At 64.4% G+C, this 20,696-nt stretch carries 20 protein-coding genes; 15 read left to right on the top strand and 5 right to left on the bottom strand.

Annotated features, from left to right (window positions below; translation table 11 throughout):
• Positions 1-84: 84 nt before the first annotated feature.
• Positions 85-981 (bottom strand): NAD(P)-dependent oxidoreductase, encoded by an 897-nt coding sequence (locus CK220_RS18975; protein WP_095812983.1) that lies wholly within the window; start codon positions 979-981, stop codon positions 85-87.
• Between CK220_RS18975 and CK220_RS18970 the strand changes: the two genes are divergently transcribed.
• Positions 907-2,076 carry an NAD(P)-dependent oxidoreductase gene (locus CK220_RS18970; RefSeq protein WP_348629668.1) on the top strand — a complete coding sequence of 390 codons (1,170 nt, stop codon included), beginning with the start codon at positions 907-909 and terminating at the stop codon, positions 2,074-2,076. The two genes, CK220_RS18975 and CK220_RS18970, sit on opposite strands and share 75 nt — an antisense overlap.
• Positions 2,077-2,095: 19 nt before the next feature.
• Here the strand turns inward: CK220_RS18970 and CK220_RS18965 are convergent, their stop codons facing one another.
• Together CK220_RS18965 and CK220_RS18960 are read right to left on the bottom strand one after the other, a co-directional pair.
• Positions 2,096-2,863, bottom strand: a complete 768-nt coding sequence (locus tag CK220_RS18965) for a FadR/GntR family transcriptional regulator (RefSeq protein ID WP_095812982.1) — start codon at positions 2,861-2,863, stop codon at positions 2,096-2,098.
• Positions 2,864-3,036: 173 nt separating this feature from the next.
• The gene (locus tag CK220_RS18960; protein ID WP_095812981.1) at positions 3,037-4,026 is read right to left on the bottom strand and encodes a sugar-binding protein; all 990 of its coding nucleotides are present in this window, start codon (positions 4,024-4,026) and stop codon (positions 3,037-3,039) included.
• A 447-nt stretch (positions 4,027-4,473) separates the two neighbouring features.
• On the opposite strand from CK220_RS18960, the gene CK220_RS18955 reads away from it, so the two are divergent.
• The 11 genes from CK220_RS18955 to CK220_RS18900 all read left to right on the top strand — a co-directional run bounded on the left by CK220_RS18955 (position 4,474) and on the right by CK220_RS18900 (position 14,842).
• A complete protein-coding gene (locus CK220_RS18955; protein WP_066992363.1) occupies positions 4,474-5,217 on the top strand; it encodes an ATP-binding cassette domain-containing protein in 744 nt (247 codons plus the stop codon).
• A gap of 55 nt (positions 5,218-5,272) precedes the next feature.
• The gene (locus CK220_RS18950) at positions 5,273-6,271 is read left to right on the top strand and encodes an ABC transporter permease (RefSeq protein WP_095812980.1); all 999 of its coding nucleotides are present in this window, start codon (positions 5,273-5,275) and stop codon (positions 6,269-6,271) included.
• A gap of 187 nt (positions 6,272-6,458) precedes the next feature.
• On the top strand, positions 6,459-7,286 hold the full coding sequence (locus tag CK220_RS18945; protein ID WP_095812979.1) for a helix-turn-helix domain-containing protein: 828 nt from the start codon (positions 6,459-6,461) through the stop codon (positions 7,284-7,286).
• A 234-nt stretch (positions 7,287-7,520) separates the two neighbouring features.
• On the top strand, positions 7,521-7,964 hold the full coding sequence (locus tag CK220_RS18940) for an SRPBCC family protein (protein ID WP_095812978.1): 444 nt from the start codon (positions 7,521-7,523) through the stop codon (positions 7,962-7,964).
• A gap of 18 nt (positions 7,965-7,982) precedes the next feature.
• Entirely contained in the window at positions 7,983-8,777 is a 795-nt protein-coding gene (locus tag CK220_RS18935; protein WP_095812977.1) for an FAD binding domain-containing protein, read from the top strand.
• Between the two features lie 54 nt (positions 8,778-8,831).
• On the top strand, positions 8,832-9,314 hold the full coding sequence (locus CK220_RS18930) for a (2Fe-2S)-binding protein (RefSeq protein ID WP_095812976.1): 483 nt from the start codon (positions 8,832-8,834) through the stop codon (positions 9,312-9,314).
• Between the two features lie 8 nt (positions 9,315-9,322).
• Complete coding sequence (locus tag CK220_RS32810; protein WP_095812975.1) at positions 9,323-10,690, top strand: xanthine dehydrogenase family protein molybdopterin-binding subunit; 1,368 nt, start codon at positions 9,323-9,325, stop codon at positions 10,688-10,690.
• Position 10,691: 1 nt separating this feature from the next.
• Positions 10,692-11,696, top strand: a complete 1,005-nt coding sequence (locus CK220_RS32805) for a molybdopterin cofactor-binding domain-containing protein (protein WP_095812974.1) — start codon at positions 10,692-10,694, stop codon at positions 11,694-11,696.
• Between the two features lie 8 nt (positions 11,697-11,704).
• Positions 11,705-12,586 (top strand): MoxR family ATPase, encoded by an 882-nt coding sequence (locus CK220_RS18915; RefSeq protein ID WP_095812973.1) that lies wholly within the window; start codon positions 11,705-11,707, stop codon positions 12,584-12,586.
• A gap of 232 nt (positions 12,587-12,818) precedes the next feature.
• Positions 12,819-13,955, top strand: coding sequence for a VWA domain-containing protein (locus CK220_RS18905; protein ID WP_095812972.1), 1,137 nt, complete (start codon positions 12,819-12,821; stop codon positions 13,953-13,955).
• Positions 13,955-14,842, top strand: a complete 888-nt coding sequence (locus CK220_RS18900; protein ID WP_176479132.1) for an amidohydrolase — start codon at positions 13,955-13,957, stop codon at positions 14,840-14,842. Before CK220_RS18905 ends, CK220_RS18900 begins: the two co-directional genes overlap by 1 nt.
• Before the next feature lie 124 nt (positions 14,843-14,966).
• On the opposite strand, the gene CK220_RS18895 is transcribed toward CK220_RS18900, so the two are convergent.
• Positions 14,967-16,412, bottom strand: a complete 1,446-nt coding sequence (locus CK220_RS18895) for a DHA2 family efflux MFS transporter permease subunit (RefSeq protein ID WP_095813020.1) — start codon at positions 16,410-16,412, stop codon at positions 14,967-14,969.
• Positions 16,413-16,524: 112 nt separating this feature from the next.
• On the opposite strand from CK220_RS18895, the gene CK220_RS18890 reads away from it, so the two are divergent.
• From CK220_RS18890 to CK220_RS18880, 3 genes are all read left to right on the top strand, one after another.
• A complete protein-coding gene (locus CK220_RS18890) occupies positions 16,525-17,526 on the top strand; it encodes an ornithine cyclodeaminase family protein (protein WP_095812970.1) in 1,002 nt (333 codons plus the stop codon).
• The gene (gene hutH, locus CK220_RS18885; RefSeq protein ID WP_095812969.1) at positions 17,523-19,025 is read left to right on the top strand and encodes a histidine ammonia-lyase; all 1,503 of its coding nucleotides are present in this window, start codon (positions 17,523-17,525) and stop codon (positions 19,023-19,025) included. The genes CK220_RS18890 and hutH overlap by 4 nt, the downstream gene beginning before the upstream one ends.
• Before the next feature lie 323 nt (positions 19,026-19,348).
• Positions 19,349-20,215, top strand: coding sequence for a glycosyltransferase (locus CK220_RS18880; RefSeq protein WP_141245165.1), 867 nt, complete (start codon positions 19,349-19,351; stop codon positions 20,213-20,215).
• Positions 20,216-20,354: 139 nt separating this feature from the next.
• Here the strand turns inward: CK220_RS18880 and CK220_RS18875 are convergent, their stop codons facing one another.
• A complete protein-coding gene (locus CK220_RS18875; protein WP_095812967.1) occupies positions 20,355-20,669 on the bottom strand; it encodes a MocE family 2Fe-2S type ferredoxin in 315 nt (104 codons plus the stop codon).
• Between the last annotated feature and the right edge of the window lie 27 nt (positions 20,670-20,696).

Raw genomic sequence — 20,696 nt, 5'->3', positions numbered from 1 at the left:
TTTTCAGAAGCTGTCAAGCACGGCAAGGCCGGCTTAGTCGCTAGACGCCGCGATGTGCACAGCTCAACCTATGTTTGTCGGCCCTCACGCTGTTTTGACGTATTTGCGCCAGCTATGTTCGGGGCGGAAGCCGAGCACGTCCCGCGCCTTGCGGTTAGACAGCAGCGTCTCGAATTCACCGAGTTCGGCTTTCACCGGCACGCCAGGATAGAAACGGTTCAGAAGCTCGGCCGTCGGCAGGTCGGACGAGGTGTCGTCGTTGGCGGCGTTGAACACCTGATAACCCAGCCCATCCTTCTCAATGGCGCGCAAGGTGATCTGGCCGAGATCGCGGGCGTCGATATAGCTCCAGGCAATGCGCTTGCGGAAGCCGGGATCGGCAAACCATTTCGGGAACAGCGCATATTCATGCGGCTCGATGACGTTGCCGATGCGCAGCGCATAGATATCGAAACCGCTGCGCAGCGCGAAGGCGCGCGCCGTCTTTTCGTTGACGATCTTGGACAGGGCGTAGCTGTCCATCGGATCGACGTCATAGTCCTCGTCGAGCGGGAAATGCGTCGGATTGCGCGGCTCGTTGGCGAAGACCAGGCCGTAGGTCGTCTCGCTGGAGGCGATGATCACCTTGCGGATGCCGAGTTTCACCGCCGCTTCGATGACGTTGTAGGTGCCCATCGCGTTGATGCGGAACACCTCGTTGTCCGGCGTGATCATGATGCGCGGGATGGCGGCAAAATGCACCACGGCATCGACCGGCTGCGCGCGCAGCGACGGATCGAATTCATGCAGCCCCGCATAGCTCGACAGCGCGTTGAACACCTGGCCGCTGTAGGTGATGTCGGTGATCAGCGTGCGCACCTTCGGGTTGTCGAGCGGCTTGGTGTCGATGTTGAGCACCTGGCAGCCATGCTCGACCAGATACTGCACGACATGGCGGCCGGCCTTGCCGCTGCCGCCGGTGAACATGATCCGCTTCGTCATTTTGCACTCCACATTGCTCAAGGATTATGTGTATTGTCAGACAATAAGGCATTCAGCAACGGCCTGCCAACCGCGATCCGCGAAAACCTTCTCCAGCCATGCTCGCCGGCCGGAGGCGGCGGCGCCGACCATCAGGAAAGACAGGAACGAAACGACATGACCACCACCGCTGCCCGCGAAAACATCGGTTTCATCGGCCTCGGCCTGATGGGGCATGGCATTGCCAAGAACATCGTCGACAAGGGCTATCCGCTCACCTTCCTCGGCCGCAAGAACCGCAAGCCGGCCGATGACTTGGCTAGCCGCGGCGCAAAGGAAGTGGCCACGTCCAAAGAAGTGGCAGCGGCCTCCGACATCGTCTTTATCTGTGTCACCGGCTCGCGCGAGGTCGAGGCGATCATCCGCGGTCCCGGTGGGCTGAAGGAAGGTCTGAAGCAAGGCTCGGTGGTCGTCGATTGCTCGACATCCGACCCCGTCTCCACCGTCGCGTTGGCCGCCGAACTCAAGGCGCTTGGCGTCGACTATGTCGACGCGCCGCTCAGCCGCACGCCGAAGGAGGCCTGGGAAGGCACGCTCGATGCCATGGTCGGCGCGCCCGACGCGGTGTTCGCAAGGTTGAAGCCGGTGATCGAAACCTGGGCCGGCCGCATCGTCCATATCGGCGACACCGGCGACGGCCACCGCATGAAGCTGCTCAACAACTTCATCTCGCTGGGCTACGCGGCGATCTATTCGGAAGCCTTGGCGCTGGCGCAGAAGGTCGGCATCTCGCCGCCCCGCTTCGATAGCGTCATCCGCAACGGCCGCATGGATTGCGGCTTCTACCAGACTTTCATGCGCTGGACGCTGGAAGGCGACCGCGACGCCCACAAATTCTCCATCGCCAATGCCTTCAAGGATTTGACCTATCTGGAATCGATGGCGGGCGTTGCCGGCCTCGCCAATCCGCTTGGCAACGCCACCAAGAACTCGTTCGCGACCGCCTTCGCGGCGGGGCCGGCCGAGCAGTATGTGCCGATGCTGGCCACCCATATCGGCAAGGTCAACGGCGTCGACCTGATGCCGTCGAAGGACGGAAAAAAGCAGACGATCTGAAAGCCGCGGCCAAGCCCTCTCAACGTCTCGAGAGCTCGATCACCTCGTCGGTATTGGCGAGAAGCCTGTGCACTGCGCTTCTCGCCGCGGCCGGGCGCTGCAGGCGGATGTTCCGCTCGATCGCCTCGTGCAGGGACTGGGCCCGCCGCTGGTCGCTGTGCTCGCGCGTGACGAAGACGAAGAGATGATCGAGCGCCGATTCGATCAGCACGCCGAGCGGCACCAGCAGCTCATTGCCCGAGGCGCGCAGGATGGCGAGATGGAACCGCGTATCGGCGCGCGTGCGCTCCTGGATATGCGCCGCCTCTCCCATTTCGCGGCACGCCTGGCTGATTTCGACCATCTGCTCGTCGGAGCGCCGCAGCGCCGCGAAGGCGGCCGCCTCAGGCTCGATGATATGGCGGAACTCCTGCACCGTTCTGAGAAACACCTCGCGGTCGGGCGAGGTCGCGTACCAGGCGAGCACGTCCCGGTCGAGCAGGTTCCAGCGCTCCCTCGGCTCGACCCAACTGCCGATCTTGGGGCGGGACGCGAGCAGGCTCTTGGCCATCAGCATTTTGATGGCCTCGCGCACCGCCGAGCGGCTGACATTGAAGGTTTCCGACCATTTGGCTTCGTTGGGCAGGACAGTTCCGGGCGGATAGTCGCCGCGCACGATCCTGAGGCCGATCTCGCCGGCGAGCGATGCGTGCACGCTGAGGCCGGCGATCCGCGTCGCCTCGGGTCGTCGTACCGTGGCCGGCTGTGTAGGCTCGGCTAAGCGCTTCCCAGACTTTTCCCTTGGCATCCGCGTCCCGGTGCCTCCTGTCGCGGGCTCCAAGACGCCCGCAAAACTCTGCCGGATAAGAAATTCTGGGCGCAAAGAACTTTTGGCCCCGCCGCCCCGGCAAGGCCGCGTCCATTTAGTCCTGGCGAAAGGTGGAAGGGGCGCCCTTCGAAGGGCGCCCCGGGGATCGAAGCCTACTTCTGGATGCAGGTGTCGACCGTATCCTTGGTGCATTCGTCGAGGCCGGTGAAGACCGGATCGTCGACCTTCTTGCCCTGGATGAGGTCGAGCATCACCGACGGCGCCTTGTAGCCCATTTCGAACGGCCGCTGGCCGACCAGTGCGGTCACAAGGCCTTCCCTGGCGATCGCCACCTCGTCGCCGATCGTGTCGGCGGCGCCGATGACGAACTCGTTCTTGGCGATCTTGTCGGCCATCGGCTTGAACAGGTCGCGATAGGGCTGCGGAGCGCCGAACAGCGGCCAGCCGCCCATGATGCCGAAAGCGTCGAGCTTCGGATTGGCGGCCAGGATGTCGGTCATCGCCTGCACGCCCTTGGCGCCGTCGTCATTGGTGAACACCGGGCAGCCCGCCACTTCCGTCCAGCCGCCTTCGCCGGCGAGCGCCGACAGGCCTTCCTTGCCCGACAGCGCATCGCGCATGCCCTGCGCGCGGCGCAGGATGTTGTCGGCGGCCGGATTGCCCTCGATCGTGCAGATCGTGCCGCCATTCGGCTTAGCCTTCTTGATGTATTCGCCGATCCGCTTGCCCATCAGATAGTTGTCGGTGCCGAGATAGGTCTTGCGAAGCGCCGCGTCTTCCTTGGCCAGGTCAGCATCGACCGTCATGATCGGGATCGACGGATTGGCGCTCTTGATCGTCTGCGCGATCAGCGGCGCGTTGGACGGCGAGATCGCCATCGCGGCCGTGTCCGGCTTGCTCAGCATGTCCTGCACGATCTGGGCTTCGCCGGCCTCGTCCGAGGTCGATGCCGGGCCGGTGTAGAAGCATTCATATTCGGAGCTGGCGTTCTCCTTGTTCCACTTCTCGCAGCCCTGATGGATGGCTTCGAAGAACGGGTTGTCGAGGCCCTTTACGACAATGACGAGCTGTTTCTTGGCCAAAGCCGGCCCGGCGCCCAGCGCCATGGCGGCGACGGCGGCGAGCAAAAGTGATTTCCTCATATCAGTCCTCCCTTGAAAACAGACGGACACGACGTGCCCGCCACACCGATCGGCCCGGATGCAAGCAACACGCGAATAGCTCGAAGGTTCGTGTCTCAAGCCGGGCCGATAAGCATTTGCCGATCCGTTCCAGCTCGAATGAGCGCCGGCCGGATCCTGAATCTTGCCCGTCGCTCCGCCGAGCAGCGATTTCGCGACGGAAAAGTTCTTCCTCCAATAGTAGCTAATAACGGCTCGCCGCCAACGTCAATTCCTATTTGTCCTACAAAACCGATTTTTCGACGGGACTCGAAATTAATCGCCCGACAATTGATTGACGCCCATGGCCGCATTTGCCTAAATGAGTCTATCGCACCTGCTCGGGAGGAGCTGGAGGCGCGAGACCCCTGCGGCGCCGGCAATTATGGCAAGGCAGTCGAGGGGCGAAAACGGGGAGGCTTAAGGCTGGTGTCGGTTCTCGAACTCGCCAACATCTCGAAGCATTTCGGCGCCATCCAGGCGGTGAACGACGTCTCATTCACGCTCGAGGCCGGCGAGGTCGTCGGCCTGATGGGCGACAACGGCGCCGGCAAGTCGACGCTGGTCAAGATGATCGCCGGCAATTTCCGCCCCAGCCACGGCACGATGCATATGGACGGCAAGGAGCTGATCCTGCACAAGCCGGCCGAGGCCCGCCAGCACGGCATCGAGATCGTCCATCAGGACCTGGCGCTTTGCAACAATCTGACGGCCGCCGCCAATGTCTATCTCGGCCGGGAACTCCGCCGCGGCATCGGCCCCTTCCGCATTCTCGACTATGCCGCAATGTACAAGCGTGCCGGCCAGCTCTTTGCCGAACTGAAATCCGAGACGCGGCCGCGCGACCTCGTCAAGCAGATGTCGGGCGGCCAGCGCCAGGCCGTGGCGATCGCCCGCACCATGCTGTCGCAAGCCAAGATCGTACTGATGGACGAGCCGACGGCAGCGATCTCGGTCAGGCAGGTCGCCGAGGTGCTGAACCTGATCCGCCACCTGCGCGACCAGGGCATCGCCGTCGTGCTGATCAGCCACCGCATGCCCGACGTCTTCGACGTCGCCGACCGCGTCATCGTCATGCGGCGCGGCAGGAAAGTCGCCGACAAGAAGATTGCCTCGAGTTCGCCGGAAGAAGTCACCGGGCTGATCACCGGGGCGATCGAACAAGTGGCATGAAAGCACTGGAATTCTTGACGTTTGGCGCCTTCACCGCCGGCAGGAAAGGTCGATAATGGCAGTCACCCTTGACCAGACGATCGCGCAGAAGCAGCACACTTTCCTGTCGCGGCTTTTTGCCAGCCAGACCTTCTGGGTGGTGATCGCGGTCATCCTCGCCTGCCTGTTTCTGTCCGTCGCCACCGACGCCTTCGCCACGCAGAAGAACCTCTTCAACATCACCCGCAACATCACCTTCGTCGCCATCGTCGCGCTCGGCATGACCTTCGTCATCATCACCGGCGGCATCGACCTGTCGGTCGGCTCGGTGCTGTGCCTGTGCTCGATGGTGCTGGCCGTCACCATGCATGCCGGCTATTCGATCGAGATCGGCATCCTGGCCTCGATCGCCACCGCGCTCGCCATCGGCGCCTTCAACGGGGTGCTCATCGCCTATCTCGGTTTCCCGCCCTTCGTGGTGACGCTCGGCATGCTGTCGGTGGCGCGCAGCCTCGCCATGGTCGCCTCCAACAACACCGTCGTCTTCCAGTTCGGCCCGGACCACGACAAGCTTCTGGCGCTGGGCGGCGGCGCCTGGGTCTTCGGCATCGCCAATCCGGTGCTCTACATGATCCTGTTGGCGTTGATCACCGGCTTCATCCTGCGCTGGACCAAGTTCGGGCGGCACATCTTCGCTATCGGCGGCAATGAGCATGCGGCCACGCTGACCGGTGTTCCGGTGCGCCAGATCAAGGTCGCGGTCTACATGATCTCAGCGCTCTCGGCCGGTCTCGCCGGCATCATCCAGACCGGCTGGCTCGGCGCCGTCACCACCAATCTCGGCACCGGCATGGAGCTGCAGGTGATTGCCGCCACCGTCATCGGTGGCGCCAACCTCGCCGGCGGCGTCGGCACCGCCTTCGGCGCCATCGTCGGCGCCGCCTTGATCGAGGTGATCCGCAACAGCCTCGGCCTGCTTGGCATCAACGCCTTCTGGCAAGGCACCTTCATCGGCGGCGCCATCCTTCTGGCCGTGCTGTTCGACCGCATCCGCAACTTCCGGCGCAGCGACTGAAGCGCAGCGTCCACTTGTCTCCTTGTTGTAGGAGAAGGGGAGACCCTATCGCTCAGTCTGAAAATCCGTCCGGGCGGGCGATGCGAAGCGGCCGTCGATCCTCCATGCCTTGACGGGGCCAAACCCCGGTCGCACAATCCCCGGGCAGGCGAAGGGAGGCCAGTCGCCCGCGGGAGGAAATAGACCCATGACGGACGCGATCAGGCTCTATTGGGGCCGGTTCGGGCATGTCTCTGTCCTGAATGTCGCCAACGACTTCGTCACCCATGCCCATGGCGAGGCGCATCTCATCATCTGGCTGGAAGGCACGGCCGGTGAAATGACCATCGGTCGCGAGACGGTGCGGCTGGGACCGGAGACCGCCGCCGGCATCAACTCCTTTCAACCGCACAGCCACGCGCTTTCCCGCGACGGCAAGCCCGGCCTGTTCCTGGCGTTTTACATCGACCCCGACTGGGCGCGCCGGCGCCGCGACCTGCCGCCGTCCGCGCCGTTGTTCGCGCAGGCGGCGATAACGCTGGAACCGTGGCTGCATCAGGCGGCGGCGAACCTGCTCGATCACCTGACCGACAATGAGAGCATCGACGAGGTGGCCAACTACGAGATCGAGCGTTTCATCGACAGCATGCTCGACGCCGCCGATGCCTCGGCGCCGCAGGCGGCGCGCGCTCGCATCAACACGATGCTGGATTTCCGCGTCCGCAAGGCAATCCAATTGATGAAGGCCAATGTCTGCGAGCGCATTTCCTTCGACGATGTGGCGCGCAGCGTCGGACTGTCCCGGCCGCATTTCTTCGCGCTGTTCAAGGAACAGACCAATCTGACGCCCAACGTCTACTGGAACACGCTGCGCATGGAGGAGGCAGTGCGCCAACTGCAGTGGTCGCAAGAGCCGCTGATTTCGGTCGCCTGCAATCTCGGCTTCACCACCCAGGGCAATTTCTCGCGCTTCTTCCGCGATCATGTCGGCGTACCGCCGACGCTCTACCGCGAGGCCGCGCGGGCGATGGCTTGAGCGGCGCTAGAGCCGGATAATTTCAGGTCGAATCGGCCTGAAATCTGAATCCGGCTCTAAATCAAAGAGATAGAGCATGATGTCGTGCGAAAACCGCTTCACACTTTTCGGCATCATGCTCCAGCTGCTTCGGATCGATTTTCAGACTGCTTGATACGCGCGCAAGACGCGTTGATAAGCGCCGGCGAGCCGGCCGCCCTAGCCTTCTTGCCATCTTTGCAAGGGAACGAGCATATGGCGAGAGTCACCATTTCGAGCGTCATCGATGCGCCGGTCGAACAGGTCTGGGCGCGCATCCGCGACTTCAACGCCCTGCCGAACTGGCACCCGCGCATGGTTGAGAGCCATATCGAGGACGGCAAGGACGCCGCCACGATCGGCTGCGTACGCAATTTCCAACTAGTCAGCGGCGCGCGGCTACGCGAAAAGCTGCTCGACTTCTCGGACGAAAACTTTTTGGTCAGCTACGCGATCCTCGAGACGCCGCAGCCGATCACCAACCACAAGGCGACGCTGCAGTTGCGCCGCGTGACCGACGGCAATCGCACCTACGCCGAATGGACCGCCAGCTTCGACGCCGCGCCGGCGGAAGCAGACAAGCTGGCCGAGGGCATGGGCGCCAATGTCTTCCAGGGCGGCTTCAATGCCTTGAAGAGCCATTTCGCCGGCCAGGGCTGAGGATGGGAGGAGCGCGTCATGAGCCTTGCGCTGCAGACTTTCTCGACGGTGAAAGACGCAAACGCGGCATTACAAGTGTCCGGCACGCTCTATCTCGGCGGCGGCACTCTCGTCATTCGCGCCGCCAATGAGGGCGACGTTTCCGTATCGAACCTAATCCGTGTCACCGAGCCTTCTCTGTCGGCGATCAGCGTTTCCAACGGTAAGGCCCGGCTTGGCGCTTCCGTCACCATGGCGGCGATCGCCCGCCAACCGGAGCTTGCCCCGCTCGCGCCGGCCGCGCGCGCCGTCGGCGGCCCCGCGATCCGCAACATGGCGACCGTTGGCGGCAACCTCTTCGCCCCCGCCCCATACGGCGATTTCGCCGTGGCACTCCTGGCGTTGGATGCCTCCGTCGCCACCGAGGACGGTGAGACGCCGATGGAGGCCTTCCTTGCTGGCCGCGATGCCGGCCGCGCCATCGTCACCGCCGTCGAGTTCTCCTTGCCCAGGGCGGAGAGCTTCCGCTTCCTCAAAGTCTCGCGGGTCAAGCCGAAGGGCATATCGGTGCTGAGCATCGCTGCGCTCCTGCAGCGGACGGCCGATGGCACGGTGACCTCGGCACGCATCGCGCTGGGCTGCATGGCCGACCGGCCGATGCGGGCCAAGGCGGCGGAAAAGGCGCTGCTCGGCCACAAGCTCACGGCTGAGGAAATCGCGCCGGCGCTGAGTGCCGCGAGCGACGGCATTGCGCCGATCACCGACCCGATCGCCAGCGCCTGGTATCGCGGGCAGGTCCTGCCGGTCCATCTCGGTCGACTATTGCTGAGTTGACCATCCGTTGGGGAGGCGTCTGTCCCGGCGTCGGGGCAGGCGCAAGGAGGAAAAATGGCGAAGGTACCAGTCCAGTTCACGCTCAACGGCTCGGAAAAGGCCGAATTCATCGAGAGCGGCACGACGCTGCTCCATGCGCTCAGGGACAAGATCGGCGACACCTCGCCGAAGGGCGGCTGTCATCAGGGCACCTGCGGCGCCTGCTCGGTGATCATCGACGGCGAGTTGAAGCTCTGCTGTCTGACGCTCGCCGAAACCTGCAACGGCGCCGACATCAGGACGACAGCAGGTCTTGCCCAAGGCGGCGTGCTGCATCCGCTGCAGCGCGCCTTTCTTGATGCCTTCGCCACGCAATGCGGCTTCTGCACGCCGGGCATGATCATGGCGGCAAAAGTGCTGCTGGACCGCACGCCAAACCCGAGCCGCGAGGACGTGGTCGAGGCGCTCTCCGGAAACATCTGCCGCTGCACCGGCTACGAGCCGATCATCCAGGCTGTGCTGCTTGCGGCGCGCGCCAATTCGCAGAACGCCGCCTGAGGATCGCCATGGAACTGCGCAAGGATTATTTCGCCGATGTCCGCAAGGACGGCCTCAACGAAATCGGCCAGCCGCGGCCGCGCCTCGATTCGCCAGGACATGTCACCGGCCAGACCGCCTATTTCGCCGACCGCAATTTTCCGGGCTTGCTGCACCTGAAGATGGTGCGCAGTCCGCATCATCATGCCCGCATCCGTTCGATCGACACATCCGAGGCGGAAAAGCATCCGGGCGTGGTGAGGGTCTTGACCGCGAAAGACGTGCCGCACAACGTCTACACCATCCTGATCCTGATCCAGATCGGTCCCGAGGACGAGACGGTGCTCGCCGACGGCAAGGTGCGCTGGAAGGGCGAGGCCGTGGTGGCGGTGCTGGCCGAGACCGAGCGCGCCGCGCAGGAGGCGGCCGCCAGGGTCAAGGTCGACTACGAGGTTCTGCCGGCCGTCTTCGACATGGACGAAGCGCTGAAGCCCGGCGCGCCGATCGTCAACGAATATCATGGCCGGAACTACTACCTCTACGACAGCGGCGAGTGCCGCAAGGTGCGCTTCGGCGATGTCGAGACAGGATTTGGCGAGGCCGACCACATCCTCGAGCAGAGCTACCAGTCCTCGCCGATCGAGCACGCGCCGACCGAGACCACCGGCTGTGTCGTGGCGCCCGAGGGCAACGACCGCTTCACCTGCTACACCAACACGCAGGCGATGTTCTTCACCCTCGACAACACTTCGATCATCCTGCAGATGCCTGGCAGCAAGCTGCATTTCGTCGGCGGCACGGTCGGCGGCGGCTTCGGCGGCAAGGTCGACGTCATCGTCGAGCCGATCGCCATCCTCGCCGCCAAGCTCACCGGGCGTCCGGTCTCCTTCATCTACAGCCGCGAGGAGGAGATGCAGATCTCCTCGCCACGCGCGGCCGAGAAGGTCGTCATCAAGGACGGCGTCATGAAGGACGGCCGCATCGTCGCCCGCAAGGTCACCGGCTATACCGATGCCGGCGCCTATTCGCGCCATTCGCCCTATGGCGCCCAGAAGGGCGCCGCGCATTATCCCGGACCCTACACGATCCCGAATGTCTGGATCGACACCTACTGCGTCTACACCAACCGAACCCCCTCCTCCGCCATGCGCGGCTTCGGCGTGACCATCGGCGACTTCGCGCTGGAGGTGCAGATGGACAAGCTGGCGCGGCTGATCGGCATGGACCCGCTCGAATTCCGCTTCATCAACGCCTATCGCGACGGCGACATGAAAGCGCATCGCCAGCCGACCGAGGGCGCCGCGCTGATCGAATGCATGCAGGAAGCCGCGCGCGCCGCCAACTGGCCGGTGGCGGAGAAATATATGACGATGTCTTCCTACAGGAAGGGAGCTTGAGGTGGCGATACGGCGTGGACGCGGCGTCGCCGCGATCAACTATCCGACCGGCATGAATCTCGGCGGCGACCCGACCCAAGCGCTGGTCCATTCGACGCCGACCGGCAATTTCATGGTGACGCTTTCGAGCGTCGATCTCGGCCAAGGCATGAAGCAGATCATGGCGCAGATTTGCGCCGAGACGATCGGCGTGCCGACCGATCGCGTCATCATCGACACCGCTGACACCGACACCGGCCCGCACTGCATGGGGACGTTTGCCTCGCGCGGCACGCACCGCGCCGGCAACGCCGTCATCCAGGCGGCCAAGGAAGCCCGCCAGGTGATGCTGGAGGTGGCTGCCGAGGAGCTGGAAGTGGATGCGTCCGACCTGGAAACCGACGGCCACGGCAACATCGTGGTGAAAGGCGCGCCGCAGAAGTCGATCTCGATTTTCGACGTCGCGCTGTCGGCGCATTTCAAGCGCGGCCGTTCGATCTCCGGCCGCGGCATGTTCTTGATCCCGCGCTCCTATCCGGACAAGGAGACCGGCGCGATGAAGCCTTCGACCTGCTACGCCCATGCTTGCACCCTGGTCGAGGTCGAGGTCGACGACGAGACCGGCGAAGTGACGGTGCTTACCGTGAAGAACGTCTTCGAGATCGGCCGCGCGCTCAACCCGAAGATGGTCGAGCAGCAGCTGGTCGGCGGCTCCTGGATGGGCATCAGCCATGCGCTCTACGAAACGACCGAACCTTATTACCCAAGCCGCGACCATGGCGGCACCGACTTCAACCAATATCTGATGCCCGGCCCCGGCGATCTTGCCGAGACCGAGATCATCGTGCTGGAGCGTCCTTCTGCCGACGGGCCGTTCGGCGCCAAGGGACCGGGCGAGATGTGCGCCAACCCGCAGATTCCCGCAGTCGCCAACGCCGTCTTCGACGCGGTCGGGGTCCGCGTCGATACCTTGCCGATCACGCCCGAACGCATCCTGCGCGCGCTGAAGGCAAAGGCCGCGGGCTGAGCGGAACGATGACCCGCGCCGACGCAGTAGAGATCGCGGCTTCGCCGGAAGCGGTGGCCGCACGCCTTGCCGCTTCGCGCTACCTGGCCGACGACAGCCTTGCCACCGCGATCTTCCTGGCGATCCGCCTGGGCAAGCCGCTGCTGCTCGAAGGCGCGCCGGGCGTCGGCAAGACCGAGGCTGCGAAGGCGATTGCCGACCTGCTCGGCCGCGAACTAGTGCGGCTGCAATGCTATGAAGGCATCGATGCCGCGCATGCGCTCTACGAATGGAACTACCAGCGCCAGTTGCTCGCCATCCGCCATGCCGGCGAGCACGAGATCGACATTTATGACGACCGCTTCCTGATTGCGCGGCCGCTGCTGCAGGCGTTGCGCGCGCCGGAGCAGCGCGTGCTGCTGGTCGACGAGATCGACCGTTCGGATCACGAGTTCGAGGCGCTGCTCTTGGAATTCCTCTCCGACTTCCAGATCAGCATTCCGGAACGCGGCACGATCCGCGCGGCAACGCAGCCGATCGTCATCCTGACCTCGAACCGCACCCGCGAGCTTGCCGAAGCGCTGCGGCGGCGCTGCGTCTATCACTGGATCGGCTATCCCGACGCCGCGCGCGAGGCCGAGATCATCATGCTGCGCGCCGGCGATGTAGCGGAGGCGACGGCGCGCGCGGTGGCCAAGGCCGTGCAGGAGATCCGCGCTCGCCCGCTGGCCAAGCCGCCGGGGATTGCCGAAGCGGTCGAATGGGCGAACGCCGCGACCATCCTCGAAAAAGGCGGCAGCCCATGGCCGCAAGCCTTCCGCCGCGCCATCGGCGTGCTGATCAAGGACGAGGAGGACCTGTCGGCGATTGCGCCGGAGTTGGAGGGGATTGTCGAGGAGGCGGTGGGGTGATGCATTGTCTAGCCGAGCCAGCGGCTGACAGACGTCGCTCGCCTATCCCGCAGCGCTGGCGGGACAGCACCCCCCTCTGTCCTGCCGGACATCTCCCCCGCAAGGGGGGAGATCAGATGTCGCGACCACTTTCGCCAATCTTCAACGTTGCAAGGCTGAGCGGAGCGCCCAAGCTGCCAATCTCCCCCCTCGTGGGGGAGATGTCCGGCAGGACAGAGGGGGGCGCGAAGGAATGAGGCGTCCGGAAAGCCTGCCCCGCGCCGCCGCACCGTTCCTGGGCTTCGCCCGGCTGTTGCGCCGACACGCCTTCGCCATCGCGCCTGAGCAGATCACCACCTTGATGCAGGCGGTGACATTGCTTGGGCCGCGCTCGATGAACGACATTCGCGAGGCGGCACTGGCGACTCTGGCACCCCCGCCCGACCGCCGCAGCGAATTCGAGGCGCGTTTCCGCGCCTATTTCTACGGTGATGCCAAGCCTTCGATCGGTGGCGAAAAGGACGACGAAAAGCGCGTCAAGGACGATCGCGGCACGCGCGAAGAAGCAAGCCAGGCCGTTCGCAAGGAGAAAGGCGGCGAGCTGTCATCGGCGCTCGAGCAACTGAGCAGCCGCGATTTCCAGCGCGATCCCGACAGCCTTGCCTCATTCCGCCGGCGGCTGGCTTCGGCCCTCCCCGCTCGCCGTTCCTTCCGCACCGCGCGCACCCGCTCGCGCGGCACGCTCGACCTCCGACGCTCTCTCAGCGAAATCGTCAGCGCCGATGGCGACATCCCTTCGCCGCTGCTGCGCCGCCGCCGGCTCGTGCTCCGCAAACTGCTCCTGCTCATCGATGTCTCCGGCTCGATGAAGCTGCATACGGCCGATTACCTGAAGCTTGCCCACGCAACGGTACAAGGCGCGGACCGTGCCGAAGTCTTCACCTTCGGCACGCGCCTCACCCGCATCACTTCCGCGTTGCGCATCCGCGACCGCGAGCAGGCGCTGGCCCGCGCGGGAGCCCTGGTCGAGGACTGGGACGGCGGCACCCGCATCGGGCCGACGCTGCTCGCCTTTCTTTCGGTGCCGCGCTTTTCCGCCTTCGCGCGCGGGGCGGCGGTGGTGATCCTGTCGGACGCGCTGGAACGTGGCGACCATTCCGACCTCGAAATCGCGATGCGGCGGCTCAGCGCCCGCGCCTTCCGGCTGTCGCTGGCGACGCCGCTCGCCGGCGATCCGCGTTTTCGCCCGGCGACGGCGGCGTTGCGCGCCATCCTGCCGCTGCTCGACGATCTGGTCGACGGCTCGTCGGTCAGAAGTCTGACCGACTTCATCCTGTCGCTCTCCCGCCCCGCTCCGGCGGCCGAAGCCATCTGGAAAAGGGTATCGTGATGCAGAATGCGATCGACGCGCATTTCCACATCTGGCGCCGAAAGGACCAGCCCTGGCTGGTCGGCCCGATGGTGCCGCGCATCTTCGGCCCCTATGAGCCGATCCGCCGCGACTATCCGATCGAGGAATTCCTCGACGACCAGAACGGCTCCGGTGTCGAGAAGGCCGTCTATGTCCAGACCAACTGGGCCAAGGAGGATTTCGAGAAGGAGGTCGCCTTCCTGCAAAAGACTGCGGACGAGACCGGCTGGCCGCAAGCCATCGTCGGCTATGCCGACATGACGGTCGACGATGTCCGGCCGCAAATCGACCTCTTGAAAAAGTATCCGCTGCTGCGCGGCGTGCGCATGCAACTCCATTGGCACGAGACGCCTGCCTTCCGCTTCGCCGCTTCCGCCGACCAGGTGATCGACCCCAAGGTGCGGAAAAACGTGGCGCGGCTGAAGGACTATAGCCTGTCCTTCGACCTGCAACTCTTCCCGGCGCAGATGAAAGACGGGCAGATGCTGGTCGGCGAAAACCCGGAAACGAACTTCATCCTCACTCATGCCGGTATGCTGACCGGAATGGAGCCGGAAACGACAGAGGCGTGGAAGGCCGGCCTCCGCACGCTCTCGGCAGCGCCAAACTTTTACGCCAAGCTGTCGGGGCTCGGCACATTCGCGCATCGCAACGACCCGGAACTCATCGCCTACATCGTCGACAATGCAATCGAGATTCTGGGCAGCGATCACCTGATGTTCGGCTCGAACTTCCCGATCGAGAAGCTCTGGACCAGCCATGCCGAGCTGATCAAGGCGCACCGCGCCGCGGTGGCCAGGCACGGCCCGAAGGCCGAGGCGGATATCTTCTGGAACACGGCCGACAAGGTCTACCGGCCAGCGTGACATGCAAGCTCCGGAGCAATTCCAGGAAAATTGCGTGGCGGTTATCCGCCCGGAATTGCGTAAAAACAAACGCTTAGAGCGGATCAGCAATTCCACGAAAAGCTGACCGCTCTAAAAGCCCGTTTCAATCCCGCGCCGTATGACCTGAGACCTCTGCACCCGCACTGGCCGGCAGGGTCAGGAAACGCATCGCTGCCACCAGCCCGATCAGGCCGATCACCACGAAGGCGATCCTGAAGTCCATCAGATCGGGCGCCTCACCGCTCCGCACGATCTGCGACAGGTTGAGGATCGCCGCGGCCACGGCCACGCCAAATAGCATCGCTACCTGCTGCAGCATGCTGGAGAGCGTGGCGGCCGAGCTGCGCTGCGGCGCGCCGATATCCGCGAAGGCAAGCGTGTTCAGCGCCGTGAACTGCATCGAGCGCGACAGGCCGGCGACCAGCATCAGGGCCACCACAATGGCCTGCGGCGTCCCGGGCGAGATCGCCCCGCAGGCGATGATCGCCAGCGAGGCGATCAGCCCGTTGATGACCAGGACGCGGCGGAAGCCGAAGCGGCGCAAAGTGGGTGTCGTGACCGCCTTCATGCCGAGATTGCCAAGGAAATAGGCGAGGATCAGCAGGCCCGCATCGACCGGCCGCATCCCGAAGCCGACCTGGAAGAGCAGCGGCAACAGGAATGGCGTGGCGTTGATGGCGACACGGAAGACCGTGCCTGCCACCAGCGTCGAGATGGCGAAGGTCAGCACCTTGAAGGCGGAGAGGTCGAGCAATGGATGCGGCGTGCGCGCCAGGTGGCGCACCGCCAGCCATCCGACCAGCATGCCGGCGGCGATCAGGCCGACCGTCGGCACAAGGCCGTCCTCGGGATGCGCGAGGCGCTCCAGTCCGTAAAGCAGCAGCGCGAGACCCAGAGAGGTCAGGAAAAAGCCCGGCCAGTCCAGCGGCTTGGTCTCGGATTCGCGATCGTCCGTGACGAAGCGGGCGACCAGCAGCAGCCCCGCCAGTCCCAGCGGAACGTTGATGAAGAAATTCCAGTGCCAGGACAGATAGGTGGTGATGAAGCCGCCGAGCACCGGGCCGATCACCGGCGCGAACAGCGCCGGCCAGGTGATTAGCGCCGTCGCCGCAAGCAGCTCCGACTTGGCGGCATTGCGCAGCACGAGGATGCGGCCGACGGGCGTCATCAGCGCGCTGCCTAGCCCCTGCACCACGCGCGCAGCGACGAAGGCGGCAAGGCTCTCGGAGAACCCGCAGGCGATCGAGGCCAGCGTGAACAGCGCGATGGCGACAAGAAAGATGTTGCGCGCGCCAAAACGGTCGGCGAGCCAGCCCGACAGCGGCACGAACACCGCCATGGTCAGCATATAGGCGGTGATGCCGATGCTCATCGCCACCGCCGGCACGCCGAAGGACTGCCCCATCTGCGGCAGCGACGTCGAGATTATCGTCGAGTCGAGGAACTGCATGAAGAAGGCGACGGCGACAATGAGCGCCACGCGCCGCGCCTGGCGCGCCGCCATCGGCAGGGCCTGGGGCAATGCCTCGTTGTCGGGAATGCTGGTCATGACGCGCTGGTTGAACAGCATAAGGCTGAACCAGTCCAGACTTTATCCAACAAACTTTCGTGTAGCCTCGCCGCCTGTTATGGAGAGTGGGGCTTGGGAGGGAAAACCTGGGATGAAGCCCATCTATATCGACTACCTCAATGCTCTCGACATTGAAGCCCTTGGTATGAGCGATGCCGAGATCATCGGCGCCGTCGAAGCCGGGCTCGTCGCCCAGGGCAACGGGCAGACGGTGATCGAGCCTCGCGTCCATCTCGAGCCGGATCCGTCCTTCCACGGCCATTTCAACGTGCTGCGCGGCTATGTGGCGCCGCTTGATGCGGCCGGCGTGAAGATCGTCGGCGACTATGTCGATAACTACCTGCAAGGCCTCCCGTCCGAATTCGGCATCCTCAATCTCTTCGACCCGCGCACCGGCGCGCCGCGCGCCATTCTCGACGCCACCGTGATCACCGATATGCGCACCGGCGCCATCACCGCCATCGGCGCCAAGCATCTGGCGAAAAAATCATCCAGAGTGCTGGGTCATATCGGCGCGCGCGGCACCGCCTACTGGAACGTGCGCCTGCTCGATCACCTCTTCGACTTCGACGAGATCCGCGTCCATTCGCGCCGCCCCGAAAGCCGCGACGGTTTCGCCGCGAAGCTTGCCGCCGATCTCGGCAAGCCGGTCATGGCCGTGGCTGACTGGAAAAGCTGCGTCGAAGGCGCCGACATCGTTGTCGAGGCCTCGCGGCTGCCGGAACCGCAACCATTGCTCAAGACCGCCTGGATCAAGCGTGGCGCGCTGGTCGTGCCCTACGGCACGATGAGCGCGGTGGAGCTTTCGCTTACCGACATCATGCAAAAGATCGTCGTCGACGACTGGGGTCAGTGCAAGACCGGCAAGTTCGGCTCGCTGCGCGCCCATGTCGAGACGGGACGGCTGAGCCAGGCGACGCTGCATGCCGAGCTCGGCCAGATCACGGCCGGCCGCAAGCCGGGCCGGCAAAGCGACGGCGAGACGATCCTGTTCTGGCATCGCGGCCTGTCGCTCTCCGATATCGCGCTCGGCAAGGCGATGCTGGCCAAGGCTGGCCAAAACGGTATCGGCCAGAGGCTGCGCTTCGCATGACCCCGCTCGTTCTTACCGGCGCCGGTGTCAGCATCGAGGATGTGGCCGCCGTCGCGCGCAATGCAGGCAAGATCGAGGTCACGCCGACGGTCATCGAGAAACTGGGCAAGGCCCGCCAGGTCCTCGATGGCGCCGCTGCCGGCGGCCAGCAGATCTATGGGCTGAACACCGGGCTGGGCGCCAATCTCGGCACGGCTGTCGAAGGCGATGCCGGTGCCTTCCAGCGCCAGCTTCTCGACGGACGCGGCGCTGCGTTGGGGAAACCGTTGCCTGCCCAGCTCGTGCGCGCCGCAATGTTTGCCCGCATCGCCATGCTTTGCGCCGGCGGCTCGGGCCTGTCGCCGCATGTCCTCACCGCGCTCGTCGATCTGCTCAACGGCGGCATCCATCCGGTGATGCCATCGCTGGGCTCGATCGGCGCCGGCGACCTGGTGCTGATGACCGCGATAGCCCACACGCTGATCGGCGAAGGCGATGCCGACTATCAAGGCAGGCGCATGCCTTCGGCAAAGGCGCTGACGATGGCGCGCCTTGCGCCCGTAGGCCTGGCACCGAAGGATGGTCTGTCGCTGATCAACGCTTCCGCGGTTTCCACCGGCACCGGCGCGCTGGCGCTCATCGACGCGCTGTCGGCGCTCGAACAGCAGCAGCAGGCCGGCGCGCTCACCATGGAAGCGTTCGGCGCCAACCGCACCATCCTTGACCCACGCCTGCATCTGGCGCGGCCGGCCGCCTGCCAGCAGGTAGCGGCAAAGGCATTGCGCGACCTGCTGGCCCGCGACGAGGCGCCCGCGCCGACCACCCTTCAGGATCCCCTGTCGATCCGCTGCATGCCCTCCATCCATGGCGCGCTCATCCAGGCGATCGACCATGCGCGGCTCGCCGTCGAGATCGAGCTTAACGCGTCCGCCGACAACCCGCTGGTGCTCGTTGATGACGCGCAGGTTTTGTCGACCGGCAATTTCCACACCGCCTCGCTGTCGCTGGCCTTCGAGACGCTAGGTCTGGCGATTGCGCAATGCGCAGCGGCGTGCGCCGCGCGCTTCATCCAGCTCACCGGCTCGGGCCGCAATGGCCTGCCGAAATACCTTTCGCCGGTCGGCGGCGCTTCCGCCGGCTTCGTGCCACTGCAGAAGACGGTGACGGCGATCCTGGCCGCCATCCGCCACAAGGCCAATCCGGTGATGCTCGACTTCCTGCCCGTGTCCGAGGGCGTCGAGGATCATGCGACGCAGACGCCCCTCGCCGTCGCCAAATGCGTCGAGATGATCGTGCTGTGGCGGCGGCTGATCGCGCTGGAGTTTATGGCCGCCGCACAGGCCGTCGATCTTCGCGAAGGGCTGACTCTTGCACCGGCCACCAGCGCGATCTACGCGGCCGTCCGCGCCCATGTGCCGACGCTTAAGGGAGACCGGCCGCTGGGATCCAACGCCGAAGCGCTCCACGCGGTGCTCGCCGACGGGTATTGGCGTCCTGCGTTGCACCCACTGCTCGATTAGACGAGATCGGGGCACCTCCTCGTTGCGGACCACCAACGAGATCGAGATCACCACCCAGCCAAGCCAACCTTACGCCAAAACTGGCCGCGCGCCCCGGAGCGGAGGCCGGGCTCGGCCGCCTATGCCACCGCCCCGCGGTTCTTCGGCACCCTCTTGGGTTGCACAATGAGTTCGGATATGAAAGGCCAGGCACATGAGGGGTGGCTAATTTGCATCGTTCCTGTTTCGTCTTGGCGGCAGACGCAAAAAATTTCCCATACGCTGTTCTGGGCGCGCGGCGCATACTCGACGTATCTGCGCCGATCGGCGGTTTCATCCTTCATATGGGCGCCGGTACCGAGGATTTGGCGGTCGCGGACCGATTGCTCGGCGCCGCCGTCAAGATCGTCGACGTGTCCGATCTCATGAAGGGATTCGACTTCGATCCCGGACACCTCAGCGTCGCAACCTACATCCGCCTGCTTGCCGACAAGCTGGCGGTATTCGTGTCTTACGACAGGCTCGTCTATGTGGACACCGACGTTATCTTCAACCGGTCGATCACCGACTTGGCCGACGTTGAACTGAATGTCCCACTCCTGGCGGCCCATGACGAGCAGACCTATTTCGATCCGAGCTGCCGCGAGTCTCTTGAGATGGAGCCCGGCTCATCGCATTTCAACGCCGGCATACTGGTGCTGAACATGCCAATGATCCGCGCCGAAGGGCTGTTGGAGCGGGCGCGCGAACTGGCGCTTCGGCGCGTACCGAAGCTCGATCAGGGAGCGCTCAACATAGCTTTTGCCGGACGCTGGCAAACGATGCATCCGCTCTGGAACCTCCAGACCAACCATTCCAGCCAGATACCCTTCAATAGAGCCTTCGCGCGTCATTTCACCTTTGGAAAGCCGTGGTGGCCAAGGCCTGAAGGAGTGGAACTGGCCGCGATGGCGATCTATCGCGACCTGGCGAAAGATACGCCCTGGCTCGATCGGTTCAGCCGTCCGCTCTGGATGAGAGGGCTGCGCAAGCGATTGCTCCGCAAATTCGACGGCCTCTCCGGGATCATTCTCAACAAGGAAAAATACAGACGCCGTTTCCGATTCAACGCCGAACGGTGCACCGTCATCTTTGCCGCGCAGGCCGACCAGCGGATGATGGCCGCTACCTATCCGGAAGTCCTGATGGGCGTGGTCAAGACACGGAAATAGGCGCCGATCTCTCGACGACAGCTTACCGGCTCGTGCCGCAAGGCCGCCCCAATAGCTGCCGCACTTGGCGGCGAACCAGGCGAGATCGCCTTCGTTGGCGCATCGGATTCTGTTCCTTCGTTGCTTGGCGGGCGGCCGATCAGCCGATTTGGATCAAGACTTTGCCGGCCTCGACCTTGACCGGATAGGTTTTGAGGTTGACGCAGACGGGCGCGCCTTTCGCCTGGCCGGTCTTGTAGTTGAAGCGGCCATTGTGCTTCGGGCATTCGATGATGTCGTCCATCACCAACCCGTCAGCCAAATGCGCCTTTTCATGCGTGCAGAAACCGTCGGTGGCGAAGAATTCGTTGTCCGGCGAACGGTAAATCGCGAAGGTGCGCCCGCCATGGTCGAAGCGGATGACGTCCTCCTCATCCACGTCGCCCACCGCGCAAGCTTCGACCCACCCCGCCATCTTCTCTTCTCCTGATTGGGTGCGTGC

Origin of the sequence: Mesorhizobium sp. WSM3860 (assembly GCF_002294995.1) — a bacterium.
Taxonomy (GTDB): domain Bacteria; phylum Pseudomonadota; class Alphaproteobacteria; order Rhizobiales; family Rhizobiaceae; genus Mesorhizobium.
The sequence above is the reverse complement of the archived record's forward strand: the minus strand, read 5'-3'. Positions and strand labels throughout refer to the sequence as shown.

Excerpts from the sequence above, each read along its gene's own strand:
- CK220_RS18935 (WP_095812977.1), top strand. The coding sequence starts at position 7,983 with ATGAGCCTTGCGCTGCAGACTTTCTCGACGGTGAAAGACGCAAACGCG.
- CK220_RS18875 (WP_095812967.1), bottom strand. The coding sequence starts at position 20,669 with ATGGCGGGGTGGGTCGAAGCTTGCGCGGTGGGCGACGTGGATGAGGAG.
- CK220_RS18895 (WP_095813020.1), bottom strand. The coding sequence starts at position 16,412 with ATGACCAGCATTCCCGACAACGAGGCATTGCCCCAGGCCCTGCCGATG.
- CK220_RS18930 (WP_095812976.1), top strand. The coding sequence starts at position 8,832 with ATGGCGAAGGTACCAGTCCAGTTCACGCTCAACGGCTCGGAAAAGGCC.
- CK220_RS32810 (WP_095812975.1), top strand. The coding sequence starts at position 9,323 with ATGGAACTGCGCAAGGATTATTTCGCCGATGTCCGCAAGGACGGCCTC.
- CK220_RS18945 (WP_095812979.1), top strand. The coding sequence starts at position 6,459 with ATGACGGACGCGATCAGGCTCTATTGGGGCCGGTTCGGGCATGTCTCT.
- hutH (WP_095812969.1), top strand. The coding sequence starts at position 17,523 with ATGACCCCGCTCGTTCTTACCGGCGCCGGTGTCAGCATCGAGGATGTG.
- CK220_RS18940 (WP_095812978.1), top strand. The coding sequence starts at position 7,521 with ATGGCGAGAGTCACCATTTCGAGCGTCATCGATGCGCCGGTCGAACAG.
- CK220_RS18950 (WP_095812980.1), top strand. The coding sequence starts at position 5,273 with ATGGCAGTCACCCTTGACCAGACGATCGCGCAGAAGCAGCACACTTTC.
- CK220_RS18975 (WP_095812983.1), bottom strand. The coding sequence starts at position 981 with ATGACGAAGCGGATCATGTTCACCGGCGGCAGCGGCAAGGCCGGCCGC.
- CK220_RS18960 (WP_095812981.1), bottom strand. The coding sequence starts at position 4,026 with ATGAGGAAATCACTTTTGCTCGCCGCCGTCGCCGCCATGGCGCTGGGC.
- CK220_RS18915 (WP_095812973.1), top strand. The coding sequence starts at position 11,705 with ATGACCCGCGCCGACGCAGTAGAGATCGCGGCTTCGCCGGAAGCGGTG.
- CK220_RS18880 (WP_141245165.1), top strand. The coding sequence starts at position 19,349 with ATGGGCGCCGGTACCGAGGATTTGGCGGTCGCGGACCGATTGCTCGGC.
- CK220_RS18890 (WP_095812970.1), top strand. The coding sequence starts at position 16,525 with ATGAAGCCCATCTATATCGACTACCTCAATGCTCTCGACATTGAAGCC.
- CK220_RS18905 (WP_095812972.1), top strand. The coding sequence starts at position 12,819 with ATGAGGCGTCCGGAAAGCCTGCCCCGCGCCGCCGCACCGTTCCTGGGC.
- CK220_RS18965 (WP_095812982.1), bottom strand. The coding sequence starts at position 2,863 with ATGCCAAGGGAAAAGTCTGGGAAGCGCTTAGCCGAGCCTACACAGCCG.
- CK220_RS18970 (WP_348629668.1), top strand. The coding sequence starts at position 907 with ATGCTCGACCAGATACTGCACGACATGGCGGCCGGCCTTGCCGCTGCC.
- CK220_RS18900 (WP_176479132.1), top strand. The coding sequence starts at position 13,955 with ATGCAGAATGCGATCGACGCGCATTTCCACATCTGGCGCCGAAAGGAC.